Consider the following 16,515-nt stretch of genomic DNA (forward strand, 5'->3'; position numbering starts at 1 on the left):
GGGTGTGCGGACCACCCGGGGATCGTCGTTGTTCGCCGATCATGTGCCGGAGGCCGACGCCACCGCCGTGGCACGGCTGCGGGCCGCGGGCGGCATCCCGTTGGCGAAGACCAACTTGCCGGAGATGTCGTACTGGACCGAGACCGACAACCTCCTCGTCGGCCGGTCACTCAACCCCTACGACCCCGAGCGCACCCCCGGCGGCTCCAGCGGTGGCGAGTCCGCGGCCATCGCGGCGGGTCTGTCACCGCTCGGCCTGGGCAGCGACGTCGCGATCTCCGTGCGCGGACCGGCCCACGACACCGGCATCGCCTCGATCAAACCCACCCACGGCCGGGTGCCGTGCACCGGTCATTTCCCGCACGTACTACGGCGGTGGTGGCACACCGGCCCGATGGCGCGCAGCGTGCGCGACCTGCGCCTGGCGCTGTCGGTGCTGGAAGGCCCCGACAGGCTGGACCCCTACGCGGTCGCCCTGCCCGGCGCCCGGCCCGGCGGGCCCGTCCGGATCGGCTGGACCACCGACGCGTTCGGCCCGATCGACCCCGAGGTGGCCGGCACGGTGACCGCGGCGGCCACGGCGTTGTCGGGCCTCGGTTTCCCGGTCGAGCAGGTCGGCATCCCGTGGCTCGCCGAGCACGACTGCACGCGGATTTCCGCGACGCTGTTCACCGCCGAGATGCTGCCCTACCTGCGCGGCATCACAGCCGGCCGGGAGGCGGAGTTGCACCCGGTGATCGCGCGGACGCTCCAGGCCCCCGACGTCACGATCGCCGACTACCTCGCCGCCGAGCGCGAGGTGGAACAGCTGAGGTCGGTGTTCACGGGCTGGTTCCAGGACTACGACGTGCTCGTCTGCCCGGTCGTGACGATCCCGGCGCCGCCGCATGCGCAATCCAGCTACGTTGTCGGCGGGCAGAAAGTACCGGCCCGCAACGTCATGCGGGCGACGGTGCCCTTCAACCTCACCGGCCTGCCCGCCGTCTCGCTGCCCTTCGGGACGACCGCGAGCGGCCTGCCCATCGGCGTCCAGCTCGTCGGCACCTGGTGGGCCGACCACGACCTCCTCGCACTGGCCGAACGACTCGAATCGGTCAGCCCGGTCCGCGACCGTCGCCCGCCACTCCAGCCCTGATGTGCCAGTCCCGGCTGGCCAGCCCGCCCAACCCAGACCGCTGTCTCCCAGCCGTGTCTTGACCACAAGGGGAACGAGAAGCGCGCCACAGACGCGAAATCCGGCAACCGCGAAGAACGATCTCGGCGTTGAATGGACATCCGCATTCGGCATGAGCAGAAGTCGAGTTGGATCTGTTGACGCGCTCGCTCAGCGGCATGAGAGTGCGCTTGCCGGTCAGATGCCGATGGTGAGAGTTCCCGCGGCCGTGAGCTGGGGGACTCCTGTCGTCGTACACGCGACAGGATTGGGCTGGGCACCCAGCCCCACCGATTTCGCCGGATCCGGGGTGAACGTTCCGGAAATGATCGAACCCTCGGCCACGACCACGATATTGCCGCCGATTCGGCTGACGGTCCTGTTGTAGGAGAACGCGCTCGGCGCGATCGCCGTGTTGGTCCAATGGAAGATCCGGGTTCCGCTACCTGCGCTCAGGACACTGGTACATGTCGCGTTCGACGCCGTGCCTGTTTCCGAGTAGCTGCCCGTCGAGGCCGAGCCGCTGGTGCAGTTGAAGAGTTGACCATTGACGGTGAACGTGACGGTCTGTGGCGTATTGGTCAATGGCGGACTGTAGACGATAACCTCGTTGAGGACGCAAACTTGATCAACCGCCGCATGCGCGGCCGGAACCACACTGGTCAACAACATCACCGTGGCCGCGAGCAATACCTCAAGTGTTCTCCTGATCGTCCTCATGAGACCTCTCTTCTGCTTTGTCGGGCGGATGTCGAATCGGCCGTGCTTTACCAGGTGTTACAGCAACGTCGTAACGGGCCCGGTGTCGACAGCGAAGTCAGTGATTGATCCGCTTTTGTCCGCGCTGCTTGCGGCCGGGGATGACGAAACCTGAAAGGGTGTCGCGATGAACGGAATCAAAACCACGTTCGCAATGGCCGGTGTGTGCTTGGCGGTCGCCGCGGGGGCACTACTGGGGGCGACGCCGGCCGCGCGGGCCGCGGTTGACCAGACCTGTCTCGTCAACGAAGTAGCTACCTTCAGCCAGCCGGTGACCGATACTCCGCAGACTGTGACAGTCACGGTCAACGGCCAGCTCTTCAACTGCACCAACGGGTCGGCCTCCGCCGGGAGCTACACCGAGACGGCCACACTGCCGAACTACACGTGCACGGCCCTGTTCTACCAAGGCAGCGGAACCCGGATCTTCACGTGGACGAACTCCGCCGTGGCGCCAAGTACGCTCTCCTACAACAGGACTTCCAGCAGGGTCGGAGGCAACATCGAAATAGTGTTGCTTGGATCGATTGTTTCCGGCACTTTCACCCCCGAACCGGCCAAAGTGCAGCTCCTGGCGGTACAGCCCAACCCGATCGCCTGCGCGACCACAGGAGTTTCACAACTAACACTCGTGGGCGCCCTCGTCATCGGCATCTGACCACGGCAACCTCGAAATGAAATGTCCACTCGATCCGCGGGTGGCGACTGGAAGAACGCCGTAGGTCCCCACAGCAGCACTCCGCTCATCGGCATGACAGGAGGTCGTCGCGGCCCCGGCCTGGTCCTTGAGCGTGCACGCTGACAGCTGGAACAGTTCCGCGAGCTGTTCGGCGGTGAACAGCTCGTCGGGGTCGGCGGGAAGCCTGCTGGCGATCTCCTTCGGGACAGTGGACAGGATCTGGAGGTGGTCGATGAGCACGATCGACCACTGTGGAAGGTTTGCGGGCGTGTCGGTCATCGTGACCTCCACATCCCACAGACAGTGAAAACGGTTGGTAGAGCGGGCGTTCGCCAGCGATCACCGTCGCAGGCGTCCACGTCGCGCTCTACGTCGACCCGGCTCGATCGACCTCGACGACACCGAGCCGTGGCTTGTCCGCAACGACACGCACAACACCGCGCCCCTCCGGATCTGCGTCCAAAGCGACGTCGTATTCGACGGCTGACAGCCAGCCCTTGCTCTGGCGCTCAAGCAAAGGAAACCGCCAACACGACGGCCGTCGAATCGAATCACCAGAACGGTCCACTTCGGACATAAGTTTTCTTGTTTCTCGTTGATGAAGAGGTGACTCATGCACGCGTCAACACCCAATCGGAGGCGTCACGGGTCCACTTGACCTTGACCCGAGGTCAAGGTGGATGCTGATCGCATGACTGGTTCGGCCACCTCACCATGGACCGGCATGGTGCCCGTCGACGACACGGCCCTGTCGGTCACCGACACCCGCGGCTCCGGTCGTCCCGTTGTCTATCTCAACGCAGTTCTTGTCGTGCGCTGTGGCGCCGAGTAGGAACGCCGTACCTGCATCGTTCGCGCATACGTTGGGCGAGTACAGGTACGCGTTGTGACCGCCTTGCTCGACGGTAACGAGCCGTGCGCGATCGCCGAAGGCTGCACGCAACTCCTGTGCGTTGGCCAGCGGAGTCGACGGGTCGCGGACGTTGTTGATGATCAGGATGTTCTGTGGGCCACGCGGATTGGCCCGGACCCGCTCATCCACCGGGTAAGGCCAGAACGCACAAGGCCACACGTTCGAACCGGCGCCCGCGAACAGCGGGTACCGGACAGCGTCCGCGTGGACCTCCCGCTGATAGACGCTCATCGACCGAGGCCAGTCCCCATCAGAACAGGAAACGCCGAGCATCGCGGCGGCACGGTCAGTGGGACGCCACGCCCCCAATTGCAACGCCATGTCACCAGCAGTCGCCGCGTCACCTGCGGCCACCGCATGTGCCAACGATGCGAGCATCGGAAGCTGGCCGTCGTTGTACATCGCGGCGTAGATCGCCGCACGCAGCACGTTGCCGTCGAGTACGCCCCTGGGCGTCTGTAGCGGGGCACGGTCGAGTTGCTTGGTCAGCGTCACAAGCCTCGGGTACACCTCATCAACTGGCTGACCGACGTGACGGGCGAAATCCGGGAACCGCAGAGCGAACCCTTCGCCGAGCGATCGCTGCCAGTGCCCCCGCCACATCCGGTCCGGCGACGACACGCTGACCAGCAGTACCCGGTCGGTGTGCTCCGGGAACAGGGACGCGTAGGCCGTACCGAGATAGCTCCCGTACGACATCCCAAGGTAGCTGATCTTGCTCTCCCCCAACGCTTTGCGTAGCACCTCCATGTCCCGTGCCACGTAAGCGGTGCCCATGTGCGCGATCACCGGCCCGCCCTGCTCGACGCAGTTCCGCGCGATCTGCTTGGCAACCGATACGTCCTCGGCGAATCCACCCGGCTGGGGCCACGGGATGAGCGTGTCCCGGCTGGCCGGCACCTGGCATCGGACCGGCGCGCTGCGACCAAACCCGCGCTGGTCGAAGCTGATGATGTCGTAGGCGTCGGTCAAGCTACGAGGGAAGATCTCGAAAGTGTCGTTCGCGTGCGGCGCAGGACCGCCTTGGTTGACGATCAGAACCCCACGCCTGGCTGGCGGATTGGTGCTCCGCGTGCGCGAAACCACCATGTCGATGGAGCCGGCATCCGTGTTTTCGTAGTCCAGCGGTACTTTCACCGTCGTACATTCCGCTTTGGACGGAAACGGGCATGCTCCCCAGTCGAGCGTGCTCCCGGCCGCGGCTTGCGGCACAACACAAAGACCGGCTACGGTCGCCGCCATCAGGATCCATTTCTGCACAAGGCCGACCGTATTGGCGGATCGCACCAGAGGGGTAGCGGGAATTACCCTGACGTTGTCCCCCTAGACCTCATCGGGAACAGGTCGGGGGAACCAGTAAGGAACGTTGCTCGTTGAGCTGGATGCCTGGGTTCCCGTGGAACTTGGGCGTTTCCCTTGTGAGGGCTCGTGTTGAGTCCTTCCGCCTAGCCAGACGCAGCGCAGGCCGTGTCGACAAGGGAAGGTGTCCATGGCCCCACCGCGCTCGGACGAGAGATGGCGGACTGTCCGGTCTGCCCTGGAAAGCTGGTCCCGGACGGGCGTCACACACCCCAGGAGGTTGGTTGTCAAGCTACGAGGTTTGTTGGTAGCGGATGACCAGGCAGTTACCGGGGCATAGAGAGTGCCGGTTTGGAGGCAGCTGTGCAGGATGCCGACTAGTGGTACGTCGTTAGCGCGCGCCGACTTGCGCGAACACGGGCGGGTCGAGCTTCGTGCGAGACCAGATGGTCCGGCTTGCACACAGGTCAAGACCGTGGCGCCGAGCGGTGGTCCGCGATCAAGCCCGACTGGGCCGCCGACTCGACAAAGTACTGCTACTAGGCGGTTGTTCACCTGCCGCAGCGGCCTGCATATGCAGCGCGTCAACCAGATGATCGTTGTCGACGAACCGTGCATGCACTGTCTTGGCCTTGCCGGACTGGCGGGTGCTCGGCACTGTGCCAGCGTAGTTCTTGCGGCACTTGGCATCGGCGTAATGGCCTTACGCGTCACCGAATTCTGTGAGCGCCCAGGCATCGGTGGAGGGATTCCTTGGGGCGTCGGATAGTCAGGGTTCGAGCCGCTGCCTGTGCAGCGGTTCCAGTACTTCCAACCGGACGCGCCGCTCGGCACGGACTCGTCCGCCCTGTGGCCGCGTACTGCGTCAAACTCGGCCAGTTTGTGTCACCCGCTACGACGACCGGTCACGGTGGCTGACCGATTATGGTGGCACCATGGGTGTTTCTGCTGCCGAGGTGTTCGACGCACTGGGCAACGACTATGAGAAGGCATACGCGGGACACACGGTCCAGCGCGAGGAGGTCGACTGGCTGCTCACACAATTGCCGGACGCGGCGAGAGTGCTCGACGTCGGGTGCGGTACCGGACGGCCGACGGCCGAACTGCTGGTGGCTGCCGGCCACGACGTCACTGGCTGCGACGTCTCGCCGGCGATGATCGAGATCGCCCGAGCGCAAGTACCCGGTGCCCGGTTCGAGGTCGCGGATCTGCGGACGCTGTCGTATCCGGCTGAAAGTTGGAATGCGGTGGTGGTGTTCTTTTCGTTGCTCCAGTTGACCCGTGCCGAGATCGACGCCACGCTGACGAAGTTCGTCGAGTGGCTGGCGCCGGGCGGATGTTTGCTGTTGGCCACCGTGCCCGCCGATGTCGAAGGCCTCGACGCGTACTTCTTGGGGAGGGCGGTCACGGTCAGCAGCTACCCACCGGAGGAGTTCCAGCGGCGGCTGACCGACGCGGGACTGGAGGTCGTGCGTGAGCGGGTTGTCGAGTTCCTGGCTGATCATCCGGAGGCTCAACCGGAACACGACCTGTTCGTCGCCGCGCGCAAGCCGTAAGGCGCTGATCGCGAGGTTGCGTAGCGACGCCATGACACGAGGGCGCGGACACGGGAGGCATCCTCGCCGTGGCGACATCACGGACCCAATCCAGCTTGTTCTCGATGCGCCAATGGGTTGCGCACAAGAGCACCGATCTGGACAGGAGCGGTGTACTGGGCGGTGAGGCTGGCGACTCCCAGGACAGCGATGGCGCTGGTGTGCCAACTGGCATGGTTGGTGACGTAGCGTTCGATCAGTAACGCTTGGCGCGCATAGGGAAACACGACGTCGGCCAGGGCGCTCAGGACCTGGGTGGTGCGCCTCGATCAGGCCGTGACCGATCTTGCTTGTGGTGTGTCGCGCGGCGGTGTCCCAGACGAGTACGTCCAGCTTGGGCTGGTTATCCGTCACGACCAGCGCTAGGTCGTGTTTCAAATGCCCGATCGCGATAGCCGGGCCGGATGCGGCCCCTGACGCCACCGCGGGACCGCCCAAAGACAACCAGTATTCGCGGCGATCCCGCGGCGACGCCAGGAACCGCCCCACCGAGCCGATTCCGGCCTCCGGCCGGGGCAGACTCTCATCGACCGGGACATTCGAAACACGACCTAGTCGGCACCTTTCCGCTCGACCGGCCAGCGGGCTTAGGCAAGCCCCTACATGACTCTGCCGAGGCCTTGCCTCCATGCGGCATAGCCCTTTGGGCAGTAACAACCGTACATGCTGTCAGGTTTTTCGAATATTTCACGAGATCGCTGAAGTCACGAGTAAGGCTCACTTGAGTGACATATTGGGCAAAAGAATAAGGGGTGCAAATTGGTGCAGTTTGACGCTTTAGGGCAGGCTTACGAGCGTTCTGCGGTTGAATTGCCGTTCCGAGAGCACCTTGAGCACCACTCGTTTCGTCACTCCGTCGGAAACATCGCCAGGCTCCGCGTGCTCGACCTTGGTTGTGGCTCCGGCCTCTACACTCGTCGCCTCGCCGCTTGGCGTGCGGCCAAAGTAACCGGTATAGACGTGTCGGAGGGTATGCTTGACACTGCGCGAGCCCACGCTGGGACTCCGGAGCACGTGGAGTATCTGCGCCGGGATGCGACTCGGCCAGCTCCTGGTGGTGATCCCGATATAGACGGCCGGTTCGATCTGGTCGCCTCGGTCTATGTGCTCTGCTACGCGGCCACGATTGAACAGCTGACCGGGTTCTTCACCACCGCTCGCCGCGCGCTGACTCCCGAAGGCGGCCGATTGGTCGCAATGACTCTCAATCCCGACTACGGGCGTGGTCGCGACTACTATGCCGGTTACGGCTTTACTCTCACTCAGGACGAGGACCGGGAAGGAGCCCCGGTCACCCTCCACTCCGCCCTGCCTGGACAGAGCTTTAGCGTCACCGCCCACTGGTGGTCTCGCGGCACCTATGAACATGCCGCCACTTCGGCCGGGTTCACCAGTCTGTCCTGGACCCTGCCCACCGTTTCCGAAAATGGCGTCGCGAGGTATGGCGACGACTATTGGGCTGCCTACCTGGCAGCACCTCAGGCCGTGATTTTCCAGGCCCATGTTTAATGCCCGATTGGCCAATTGGCCGCATACGAGGTTTTTCTGTCCTGAGGTAGAGCTGAACACTTCACGGCCGGTGTTGATCACGTAATCGGTGGCGAATCTTTGCTGCACATCAACCTTTCTTCGCTATTGTCGCCGGATTCTTGCGGCGCTCTAAATGAACACGTCAGAAAGGTGGCACATCGTGAGCACATTACCGATGCCTGAAACCTCCCCTGAACTGCCATTGCGCTACCCGTTCCCAGCCGGTCGGATGGGCACCCCACCACCGCTGGTGCACTGGGCTCGCGAGCATCAACCTGTCTGCCCAGTCGTGCTGCCTTCGGGGGACTCAGCGTGGATGATCACCAACAAGGACGACATCGCCACCGTGTTCACCGACCGGCGCTTCTCCCGCGAACTCGCCTTCCATGGTGCGCCCCGCATCGTTGGTGACGACACCACTGCGGTCCAGGGTTCAATCTTCAACCTCGACCCGCCCGATCATACTCGGGTACGCCGCGTCGTCGCGCCCTACTACTCTCGTTCGGCCACCGAACGGCACCGCGAGATGGTCACCAAACTGATCCACACCACCCTGGACGAAATAGCCGACGGACCTAATCCGACCGACCTCGTCAAATCGTTCGCCGCTTCGCTTCCCCCCGCCATCGCCTGCGCACTGCTCAAGGTCCGTCCGGACATGGCGGGCGCATTCGTGAACAGCTTCTCTGTCCAGACTGCCTTTCGAAACACCCCTGCCTCCCTGGCCGCCGCATCCACCACTATCGCCAAGTTCAGCCGTCGGATCATCGACTCCCGCCGCCACGACGACGTCGCCGATCGCGACGACCCCATCGGAGCCCTGCTCACCGCCTACGAAAACGGCACCCTCAGCGAAGCCGAACTGCACGGCACCGCCTCCTACCTCGTCGTTGTCGGTGTGGGATCCCTCGTCTCCCCGCTGGCCACCGGCCCGCTCACCCTGTTGCTGCATGGCGACCAACTCCGCCAGTGCCGAGACAATCCGAAACTGTGGGCTCGCGCGGCGGAAGAGGTCCTGCGCTACCACCACAACGGCGTCCTCGGACTGCCGCGTATCGCGGCCGAAGACGTCGATCTGCACGGTGTCACCATTCGGCGCGGCGACGCGGTCTGCGCCACCATGCTCGGCGCCACCTGGGATCCCGCCTACTATCGTGACCCTGCCAAGTTCGACATCCACCGCATGGAAAACGCCGATCCCACCTTCGGTGCCGGACCTCATTTCTGCCTGGGTGTGCATCAGGCCCGAATGATTCTCGCCATTGCTTATCAGGCGCTTTTCGAGCGGTTCGCCGATCTCGAACTCGCGGTCCCCGAACACGAGATCTCTTTCGACCAGGACTCCATGTTCATCCTCCCCAGCTCGCTTCTCGTCACCTGGAACACCTGACAGAGAAGGTGCAGCTCGATCGGAGATAATTGTGACTTCGAACAAGGTGCATGTGCGCAGTGACCTCTCGTGGAGAGGTCAAGAAGATCTCACTGTCAATGAACTGGGTCGGCTCGACGACACGCTTCTAGCCGTACACCAAGGGGGCGAGTCAAATGTACTCCCCGCGCTACGTCGCCACTTTCTTACCGACGATGCCATTGAGCATCCCGTCTCCGGAATCCAGGGCGTGCAGTACATCTCGCTGCAGAACGACAAATCGCCCACTGAAGGGCGCAACGTTCGCCGTCCGGTTTCCCGCGCAGCCAGACGCGTGGCAGGCGTCGCCACTTTCTTCGGCACAGACCTTCTGACCAGGGGTGACCGGGCCCTGTCGGTGCAGACGAGCAGTTACCTCACGGAAGACGTTTTCGTCGAGGCGCGATTCCCGCGTGGCGTACACTACGTGCACCTACGCGGTGCCAAGAACTTGCCCCGCTCATTGGCCGGAGTGGAGGCTGTGTCCATTCACTCTGGCATCTGTTTGTTCAGCGACAAGACGCTGAAGTTCTGGGACGAGAACGGTAATAGCCCACCCCTGCTTCAGCATCTGACCCAACGGCCGCCAACCTGCCGCCTCACTCACATCACTATGGACGACGACTTCTCGCTGTACGAGTACCTCACGGCCGCGCATCTGTCCCGCACGATTGCCGATGTGGCGGCCACATTGCCGATGACGTTGCCGCTGACCATCGTCGTCGAGGTTCCGCGCGTGCAGTACTACGGCTACCTGCTTGACGCTTTCCAGCGGGACCTTGTTGACGGAGAGCTGGCGCTGAAATGGTTTGACCTGGTCGATGCTCGCCACAACCGCGTCAGCCAGCTGTTCCAGCAGCGCCTGTGGGCCGAACTCGCCGCCGTCGGTTGTGAGGATCGCGCTAGGGTGCTGTGCCCGTCACCGGGACTGGATCTGCTTGCTGAGCACATCCGGATGTCCGTGTCCAACAGAAGATCCACACGGCACGAAGACCTCCTTGACATGCTCTCCCGTAGTGGAGATCCCGCGTGGAACCTGCTGTTGCAAGTCGAGTCGCCGTCTACCTCCACGCAACTCAACGATGCGAGTTACATCGTGGAAGTCCTGCGTGGCGCGCGCGTTCGACAGCAGACGGGAAGTGGTCTGTCCATTGTGGTCGACAGCTACGAGGAGTTCCCTCGGCGGGAACACGCCCAACGCGTCTTGGACAAGCTGGGCAACGGACCGCCGCCGGCGCTGGGGATCTACTCGGCCGAACGCCTGCTGACCGTGGACACGCAGGGACGACTGGCCACGCCGTACCTTAACGACCCCGGCCGTTATGCGGTCGATGAGGCAGGCAACATGATCGACTTGTTCACTCTCGTCGATCACCTTTACGGACATTCTCATCACGCATACCAATCGAGCCTGTTGTAGGACCACGTCCGTTTCAAGATTTTTAGGTGGTGATATAACCGGTTCGATCCGGCGTGTCGGCCGCTGAGGAAGCAGCGAAGTTCCGGTAGCAGGAGGAGTCCGTCCGAGGACTTCTCACCACGGGAGCTTCGCTGCGTGGTCAGTTTGCCGTGGCGTGTGCGGGATGCTTCCGCCACCTGACTGTTGCGGGTCCCGGCCTTCCTGTCGGGCGCAACTACCGACGGCTTGTCAAGGTCGTTCGCGAGGAATAGTGCCGCCCGGAGGCCATCGCATGCCACCGGGCGGCTGTCGGTTCACTCGAATGTGCAGGGTGCGCTGTTGAACCCACGCGGCCGGGTGTCGCTGACGACCACGTTCGCATTGCGGGCGCGGATCGTGTGGCACAGCGCGGAAGGCGGTTCGATCGGTGAGGTCGCCGCGGAGGGGGCGTTTCGCGGCATACCGTGCCGAATTTCGCGACTATCCCCGGCGGCGCCATCGCGGGATGCTCAATGCCATTACACGGAGCAGGTCAGGTATTGGGATGCTCCCCGATCATGTGTCCGTTCCGGCTCCCGTCAGCGCTTGGACGCCGATGACCTCCAGCAGCCGCAGCCGGTCGGCGGTCTCACTGCCCTCCGGCGCGGTGAAGGCCATGATCCGCAGGTCGGTTCCGAGTGCCGCGAGGATGTCGCAGTCGAGGGTGATCTCACCGACGCTGGCGTGTCGGACCGTCTTGGTCAGGGGCTCGTGCACGCCCACCACGCCGGAGTCCCACAGCGCCGCGAAGTCACCGCTGCGGGTTCGGAGCTCGTGGATCAGTGCGGCCAGGCCGGCGTCCTTCGGATAGCGAGCCGACGCCGCTCGCAGGTCGGACACGAAGGCCGTGCGGTGTCCCGTCTCCCGGCTCACTGCCTGGGGGTATCCGACGAGGGGTTCGACGAAGGACCACCACACCGCGTTCCTCCTGAAGTCGTGTGGTGTGGGCGGGTCGCCGAACAGCGCGGCCCACAGCGGGTTCCACGTGATGAGGTTCCATGCGGCGTCGTACACGCTCAGTGGGGTGCTCGTCAGCCGGTCCAGCAGGCGCTGGACGCCTGCGGGCACGTGGTCGGAGACCTGCCCGGGGCCGGGCACTGTCTGACCGGCGAGCACGAACAGGTGCTCACGCTCCGCCGTCGTCAGCCGCAACGCCCGAGCCAGCGTGGACAGTACTTGGGGGGACGGATTGGTCGACCTGCCCTGTTCGAGCCGCACGATGTAGTCGACGGACAGGCCGGCGAGCAGGGCGAGCTCCTCACGCCGCAGGCCTGGCGCGCGCCGGTGTCCGTCGCCTGGCAGGCCGACCTCTGCGGGTTTCGTGCGATCCCGCCAAGCATGCAAGGCCCTGCCAAGATCCGTGGTTCCGGTCATCTCCCCAGTATCGGCGGTCGGCCGCGGCCCGTCGTGGTACTCGGGATCCACCGGCTGCGGCGGGTACTGGTCGATTCCCGGGGGCTCGCGGAAGGTGGATCTACCGGCCGGCGGGAGCCACCTGCCGGTCTGCACCGAAGGAGCACGTTGATGAAGTACCGCAAGCTCGGGCGGACCGGGATCGAGGTCAGCCCCTACGCACTCGGCACGTTGATGTTCGCCAGCCAGATGGGCAACGCACCGGACGAGTCGGTCCGGATCATCCACAAGGCGATCGACGCCGGGATCAACCTCATTGACACCGCCGACCGTTACGCCGACTCCGAGGATATCGTCGGAAGGGCACTGAAGGGCCGCCGCGACGAGGTGGTCCTGGCCACCAAGGTCGGCATGCCCATGGGCGCGGGGCCCAACCAGCAGGGCGGCTCCCGCCGCTGGATCACCACCGCCGTCGAGAACTCCCTGCGCAGGCTCGGCACCGACTACATCGACATCTACCAGCTCCAGCGGCCCGACCCGGACACCGACCTGGAGGAGACCCTCTCTGTCCTGACCGACCTCGTCAGGGCGGGCAAGGTGCGCGTGGTCGGTTCCTCGACGACGCCCGCCTCGATGATCGTCCAGGCCCAGTGGGTCGCAGAACGCGCCGGGCTGCAGCGGTTGCGCACCGAGCAACCGCCGTACTCGATCCTGAATCGCGGCATCGAACGGGAGGTCCTGCCGATCGCGCAGGAGTACGGCATGGGCGTCATGGTGTGGGGTCCGTTCGCCCAAGGCATGCTGACCGGCCGGGTGCGCAAAGGCGGTGGCAACGACCTCAAACGCGTCCAGTACTCCCGCCACCTCTCCGACGAACGCCGCATCGACGTCGTCGAACAACTCGTCCCGCTCGCGCAGGAGGCCGGCCTGCCCATGACTCACCTGGCGATGGCGTTCGCCGTCGCCCACCCGGGCGTCACCGCCGCACTCCTCGGCCCGCGCACCATGGCACACCTCGACGACCTTCTGGCCGGGGCTGCCGTCGAACTGTCCGACGAGGTCATGGACCGGATCGACGAGATCGTCCCGCCGGGCACCGACGTCACCGCGCTCGACCAGGAGTACCGACCCCCGGCATTGCTCGAGACCGCTCTCCGGCGTCGCCCCGCTGGGCTCCGGTCGGCGGCCTGAGCCGGGGCCCGCGGATCACCCGCGCTGGTTCGCCAGGTCAGAGCCGCCGCGGGGTCCGTCCGGTGGACCGCATCCCGGTGTGCTCGCCTTCGACTTGGCCGGCGATCTGGCGGCCGATGTCACGCAACTCGGTCACCTGGTCGGGCCTGAGCGCGTCGAACACGTACCGCCGGACCGCGGCCACGTGGCCGGGTGCGGCCTTCTTGACCACCGCCATGCCCGCCTCGGTGAGGGTCGCCTCGATGTAGCGGCCGTTCTCCGCGCTGGGCGCCCGTCGCATCCAGCCGCGCTGCTCAAGGCGTTTGGCCACGTTGGACAGCCGGGTCACCGAACCGTTCACGTGCTGGGCGAGGTCACTCATTCGCAGGCACCGGTCGGGAGACATGGACAGCGAGGCGAGCACGAGGTACTCGAAGAACGAGATGCCGCTGTCACGCTGCAACTGAGCGTCGATCTCACTGGGCAGCTTGATCATCAGCCAGGACAGGGAGATCCAGGCGTCGAGCTCGTCCGGCGACAGCCACTGGGGTTCACTCTGGCCCTTCACGCCGGCGATCCTACTCAAAAGGCCAGGTCGACCACTCGCGCTCGCCAGGCGGGTACCAGGACATTGATTTGGTGGACGCGGCCAGCCGCATCGGTCGTTCCCAGGTCCACAACGAGTCGTAGCCGAGCCGTGGCGCCAAGTCCAGCATCGATTCATGGTTGAAATCAACCTTGAAATGATTGGTGCGGAGGACGACAATCACCCCATGACAACCGTCGGACTCATCGGCAGCACAGTCGCACGACCAGCCATCGCCGCGGGCCACAACGTGGTCCTCGGCAACTCCCTCGGCCCCGAGACGCTCCAGAACCTGGTCGCCGAACTGGGGCCGAACGCTTGCGCCGCCCCCGCCTCCCACCGCCTGCCCCGGATCAAGTGAGAAGAAACGGAAGCGCCGTATCCAGCTCAGGGGCTCCGTCGCGTCCTGAAACCGCTACGCAAGGCCGAATGGGCAGCAGCGCCCAGTAGCAGCAACGGAAGGGTGTCACGATCATTCATGCGGGCTGTTCAGTACGAGCGCGTCGGCGGTCCAGAAGTACTACGTGTCAACAATGTGCCCACTCCTGAACCTGGATCGGGAGAGGTCCTTGTCGAAGTCCGCGCGGCCAGCGTGGATGCTTCGGAGGCGGTCATCCGCGCGGGCAAACTGCGCGGTTTCGTCCGAGGCCGGTTCCCCCGTCGCCTGGGGAGCGACTTCGCCGGCCACGTCGTGGCCCTGGGCCCCGGAGTCCACGCGTGGAGCGTCGGCGACGACGTCTGGGGACTGATGCCGCACTACGCGTTCGGCGCCTTGGCCGACTACGTCGTCGTCCCCGGGCAGCGGCTCGCCAGGGCGCCGGAGAACCTGAGCCTGCTGGATGCCGCGGCACTGCCGGTGTCAGGCACAACCGCCCTCACCGCGCTGACGGACAAGGCCGGCCTGAAAAGTGGGGAACGACTGCTGGTTCGCGGCGCGAGTGGGGCCGTCGGAAGCCTTGTGGTGCAACTGGGTAAGGCGTTCGGCGCCCATGTCACCGGGCTGGCCGGTGCTGCCAACCTTGACCTGGTCACCGAACTCGGCGCCGACGTGGCCCTGGACTACCGAACGACCCGCCCGGAGGAACTCGGCTCCTTCGACGTGATCGTCGACCTCGTGGGCACACACATCAGCGCCTACCTGGCCCGACTTACCCGCGGCGGCCGGATGGTCGCTCTCGCCTTCGACCAGGACCGCATCCTGACCTCCATGGCCACCCTGATACTGCGCTTCGCGGTGGATCGGCGGATCAAGGTCTTCAGCAACAACCCGTCGCCGGAGCGGATCGCCGGGCTGACCACGGCGGTCGAGGCCGGAAGCATCCGCCCCGTGATCGACACCGTCTTCCCGCTGACCGGCATCGCCGAGGTTCACCGACGCCTCGAAGCGGGCGGCGTCCGGGGCAAGCACGTGATCGACATGCGGCTCGACAGAGCATGAGGAGCCGGGCCCACCACTCGTTTCAACCTTGATTTCACGATTGAAACGAGTCTATCCTCGGGGTACCGCACATCCGTCGTACCGCAGGAGAGTGTCTGTGAAGCTCGGCATCATGTTGCCCGTGTCCGGAGTCCACGCGTCGCCGGCGACCATCAGGACCATCGCGCAGGCCGCGGAGAGACTCGGCTACGACTCGTTGTGGACCTACGAACGGCTGCTGCGCCCGATGGCACCGCTGCTGCCCGGCCCGGACGGCAATCTGGAACGCATCCCCGACATCTACCACACCGCCTTCGAGCCACTGGAGACGTTGAGTTACGTTGCCGCGCTCACCAGCCGCATCGCGCTGGGCACCAACATCGTCAACCCGCTGTTCCACGCGCCGGTCGTGCTGGCCCGCAGGTACGCCACGCTCGACCAGTTCAGCGGTGGCCGCGCCATCGCCGGGTTCGGGCAGGGCTGGATGCCCCAGGAGTTCGCGACCGCAGGCGTGTCCATGAAGCGGCGCGGCGCGGGATTCGACGATGTCATCGCGGCGATCCGGGCCTGCTGGGGACCTGACCCTGTCGAGTACGCGGGCCGCTTCTACTCGATCGAGGCCTCCGAGATCAACCCGAAGCCCGTCCGTGGCGACATCCCGGTCATCATCGGCGCCAACACCGACGGCGGCATCGACCGGGCCGCCAGGATCGCCGACGGCATCACGCCGCTGACCTGGGAACTGGACGCGGTGACCGCGCAGGCCCAGCGCTTCCGGACGACCGCGGAACGCCTCGGGCGAAACCCGGCCGCGCTCACCGTGACGGCACAGACCAACCACGTCATGCAGCCCAAGCCGATCAGTGGTGATCGTCCGTTCCTCGCCGGCTCACCGCAGCAACTCGCCGACGACATCGAGCAGTTGCGGCACCGTGGGTTCGACGGGGTGCTGTTCGCGTTCCCGCCCAGCGACGAGATCCCCACGCAGATCGAGATGCTCGACGAACTCCGTTCCCTGGTCCCAGCCGCGTGAGCACGAGTGGACGCGGTCCATGCAGACGCCGGCCCGAGCGCAACCGGTTCCAGGCCGGAGTCATCGAGTCTGCAGGTCATGAATGACACCGACGTTCGCCGCACAGGGCGGGCGCGGCCACGATCGCGAACGATCGCAGCACCTTCCAAGGCGACGACCAGCACGGATACCTCAACTACGCA

General features: G+C 65.0%; 16 protein-coding genes. 10 read left to right on the forward strand and 6 right to left on the reverse strand.

Annotated elements, in window-relative coordinates; all coding sequences use genetic code 11:
* Window positions 1-1,135 (forward strand): amidase (locus GC106_RS27045; RefSeq protein WP_173136343.1); only part of this gene is annotated, 1,135 nt, incomplete at its 5' end.
* A 216-nt stretch (window positions 1,136-1,351) separates the two neighbouring features.
* Here GC106_RS27045 and GC106_RS27050 read toward each other — a convergent pair.
* The gene (locus GC106_RS27050; RefSeq protein WP_173136345.1) at window positions 1,352-1,873 is read right to left on the reverse strand and encodes a hypothetical protein; all 522 of its coding nucleotides are present in this window, start codon (window positions 1,871-1,873) and stop codon (window positions 1,352-1,354) included.
* Between the two features lie 166 nt (window positions 1,874-2,039).
* Here GC106_RS27050 and GC106_RS27055 point away from each other — a divergent pair, with 166 nt between their 5' ends.
* On the forward strand, window positions 2,040-2,570 hold the full coding sequence (locus GC106_RS27055) for a hypothetical protein (RefSeq protein WP_173136347.1): 531 nt from the start codon (window positions 2,040-2,042) through the stop codon (window positions 2,568-2,570).
* Here GC106_RS27055 and GC106_RS27060 read toward each other — a convergent pair.
* Both GC106_RS27060 and GC106_RS27065 read right to left on the reverse strand, forming a co-directional pair.
* Window positions 2,535-2,870 carry a hypothetical protein gene (locus GC106_RS27060; protein WP_173136349.1) on the reverse strand — a complete coding sequence of 112 codons (336 nt, stop codon included), beginning with the start codon at window positions 2,868-2,870 and terminating at the stop codon, window positions 2,535-2,537. The genes GC106_RS27055 and GC106_RS27060 overlap by 36 nt on opposite strands.
* 430 nt (window positions 2,871-3,300) lie before the next feature.
* Window positions 3,301-4,746, reverse strand: a complete 1,446-nt coding sequence (locus GC106_RS27065; protein ID WP_312872896.1) for an alpha/beta hydrolase — start codon at window positions 4,744-4,746, stop codon at window positions 3,301-3,303.
* Window positions 4,747-5,738: 992 nt separating this feature from the next.
* Between GC106_RS27065 and GC106_RS27070 the strand changes: the two genes are divergently transcribed.
* The 4 genes from GC106_RS27070 to GC106_RS27085 all read left to right on the forward strand — a co-directional run bounded on the left by GC106_RS27070 (window position 5,739) and on the right by GC106_RS27085 (window position 10,756).
* Window positions 5,739-6,359, forward strand: a complete 621-nt coding sequence (locus GC106_RS27070; RefSeq protein ID WP_173136353.1) for a class I SAM-dependent methyltransferase — start codon at window positions 5,739-5,741, stop codon at window positions 6,357-6,359.
* 801 nt (window positions 6,360-7,160) lie between these two features.
* Entirely contained in the window at window positions 7,161-7,907 is a 747-nt protein-coding gene (locus GC106_RS27075; protein WP_173136355.1) for a class I SAM-dependent methyltransferase, read from the forward strand.
* A 337-nt stretch (window positions 7,908-8,244) separates the two neighbouring features.
* Window positions 8,245-9,318, forward strand: coding sequence for a cytochrome P450 (locus tag GC106_RS27080; protein ID WP_173136357.1), 1,074 nt, complete (start codon window positions 8,245-8,247; stop codon window positions 9,316-9,318).
* A gap of 31 nt (window positions 9,319-9,349) precedes the next feature.
* A complete protein-coding gene (locus GC106_RS27085; protein ID WP_173136360.1) occupies window positions 9,350-10,756 on the forward strand; it encodes a hypothetical protein in 1,407 nt (468 codons plus the stop codon).
* A gap of 534 nt (window positions 10,757-11,290) precedes the next feature.
* Here GC106_RS27085 and GC106_RS27090 read toward each other — a convergent pair.
* Window positions 11,291-12,148 carry a helix-turn-helix domain-containing protein gene (locus GC106_RS27090; RefSeq protein ID WP_173136362.1) on the reverse strand — a complete coding sequence of 286 codons (858 nt, stop codon included), beginning with the start codon at window positions 12,146-12,148 and terminating at the stop codon, window positions 11,291-11,293.
* 150 nt (window positions 12,149-12,298) lie between these two features.
* Here GC106_RS27090 and GC106_RS27095 point away from each other — a divergent pair, with 150 nt between their 5' ends.
* The gene (locus GC106_RS27095; RefSeq protein ID WP_173136364.1) at window positions 12,299-13,318 is read left to right on the forward strand and encodes an aldo/keto reductase; all 1,020 of its coding nucleotides are present in this window, start codon (window positions 12,299-12,301) and stop codon (window positions 13,316-13,318) included.
* Between the two features lie 37 nt (window positions 13,319-13,355).
* On the opposite strand, the gene GC106_RS27100 is transcribed toward GC106_RS27095, so the two are convergent.
* Together GC106_RS27100 and GC106_RS27105 are read right to left on the reverse strand one after the other, a co-directional pair.
* Complete coding sequence (locus GC106_RS27100; protein ID WP_312872881.1) at window positions 13,356-13,865, reverse strand: MarR family winged helix-turn-helix transcriptional regulator; 510 nt, start codon at window positions 13,863-13,865, stop codon at window positions 13,356-13,358.
* A gap of 10 nt (window positions 13,866-13,875) precedes the next feature.
* Window positions 13,876-14,013, reverse strand: a complete 138-nt coding sequence (locus GC106_RS27105; RefSeq protein WP_173136366.1) for a hypothetical protein — start codon at window positions 14,011-14,013, stop codon at window positions 13,876-13,878.
* Between the two features lie 57 nt (window positions 14,014-14,070).
* On the opposite strand from GC106_RS27105, the gene GC106_RS27110 reads away from it, so the two are divergent.
* From GC106_RS27110 to GC106_RS27120, 3 genes are all read left to right on the forward strand, one after another.
* Window positions 14,071-14,244, forward strand: a complete 174-nt coding sequence (locus GC106_RS27110; protein WP_217281025.1) for an NAD(P)-binding domain-containing protein — start codon at window positions 14,071-14,073, stop codon at window positions 14,242-14,244.
* A 174-nt stretch (window positions 14,245-14,418) separates the two neighbouring features.
* Window positions 14,419-15,321: an NAD(P)-dependent alcohol dehydrogenase gene (locus tag GC106_RS27115; RefSeq protein ID WP_312872882.1), complete on the forward strand. Its 903-nt coding sequence runs from the start codon at window positions 14,419-14,421 to the stop codon at window positions 15,319-15,321.
* Between the two features lie 97 nt (window positions 15,322-15,418).
* Window positions 15,419-16,333, forward strand: a complete 915-nt coding sequence (locus GC106_RS27120) for an LLM class flavin-dependent oxidoreductase (protein WP_173136370.1) — start codon at window positions 15,419-15,421, stop codon at window positions 16,331-16,333.
* The last annotated feature ends 182 nt before the right edge of the window (window positions 16,334-16,515 follow it).

The sequence above is a fragment of the Kibdelosporangium persicum genome (assembly GCF_013280595.1).
Lineage (GTDB): Bacteria > Actinomycetota > Actinomycetes > Mycobacteriales > Pseudonocardiaceae > Kibdelosporangium > Kibdelosporangium persicum.

Bases quoted from the DNA above. Each gene is read 5' to 3' on its own strand.
- GC106_RS27050 (WP_173136345.1), bottom strand. From the start codon at position 1,873: ATGAGGACGATCAGGAGAACACTTGAGGTATTGCTCGCGGCCACGGTG.
- GC106_RS27055 (WP_173136347.1), top strand. From the start codon at position 2,040: ATGAACGGAATCAAAACCACGTTCGCAATGGCCGGTGTGTGCTTGGCG.
- GC106_RS27060 (WP_173136349.1), bottom strand. From the start codon at position 2,870: ATGACCGACACGCCCGCAAACCTTCCACAGTGGTCGATCGTGCTCATC.
- GC106_RS27065 (WP_312872896.1), bottom strand. From the start codon at position 4,746: ATGGCGGCGACCGTAGCCGGTCTTTGTGTTGTGCCGCAAGCCGCGGCC.
- GC106_RS27070 (WP_173136353.1), top strand. From the start codon at position 5,739: ATGGGTGTTTCTGCTGCCGAGGTGTTCGACGCACTGGGCAACGACTAT.
- GC106_RS27080 (WP_173136357.1), top strand. From the start codon at position 8,245: ATGATCACCAACAAGGACGACATCGCCACCGTGTTCACCGACCGGCGC.
- GC106_RS27090 (WP_173136362.1), bottom strand. From the start codon at position 12,148: ATGACCGGAACCACGGATCTTGGCAGGGCCTTGCATGCTTGGCGGGAT.
- GC106_RS27095 (WP_173136364.1), top strand. From the start codon at position 12,299: ATGAAGTACCGCAAGCTCGGGCGGACCGGGATCGAGGTCAGCCCCTAC.
- GC106_RS27105 (WP_173136366.1), bottom strand. From the start codon at position 14,013: ATGCTGGACTTGGCGCCACGGCTCGGCTACGACTCGTTGTGGACCTGG.
- GC106_RS27110 (WP_217281025.1), top strand. From the start codon at position 14,071: ATGACAACCGTCGGACTCATCGGCAGCACAGTCGCACGACCAGCCATC.